Origin of the sequence: Leyella stercorea (genome assembly GCF_021531355.1) — a bacterium.
In the GTDB taxonomy this organism is placed as follows: domain Bacteria; phylum Bacteroidota; class Bacteroidia; order Bacteroidales; family Bacteroidaceae; genus Prevotella.
The window spans coordinates 1-517 of the sequence record NZ_JADYTS010000202.1 but is presented as its reverse complement, the minus strand read 5'-3'; the positions used below and the strand labels follow the sequence as shown (position 1 = coordinate 517).

General features: G+C 53.6%; 1 protein-coding gene. It reads right to left on the bottom strand.

Going from position 1 to position 517, the window contains the following annotated elements:
* Positions 1–517 (bottom strand): thiamine phosphate synthase (locus tag I6E38_RS15075; RefSeq protein WP_235394739.1); only part of this gene is annotated, 517 nt, incomplete at both ends.

Here is a 517-nt window from a genome sequence, read left to right as displayed (position 1 = left end):
CCGCTTACAGCAATTCCCGTCACACCCGTCTGCATGATAGCTGGAATGTCTTCCGCCTTGATACCGCCAATCGCCACAATCGGCAGATTGATATTGGCATCGTGCATTTGCTTTACAATGCGCTGATAGCCTTCAAGTCCGAGAATAGGCGAGAGGTTTTTCTTTGTAGTAGTAAATCGGAAGGGACCGCATCCTATGTAGTCGGCACCCTGACGAGCCAGTCGCTGAATGTCGTCGAACGTGTTGGCTGTGCCACCTATTATATAATGTGTATCGAGCACGCGTCGCGCTTCGTCTACAGGCATGTCGTTCTTGCCAAGATGCACGCCGTCGGCACCGGTTTCAACGACCAGGTTCACACGGTCGTCGAGAATGAACTTGGCGCCGTATTCGGTGCACAGCTTGCGTATTTCGTGCGCAATGGGTCGCACATCGTCGTCGGTAGCGTCCTTCATACGTAGTTGAATCCATCGGCAACCGCCTTCCAGAGCCATGCGTGCGCCGTCGGTATAACCGT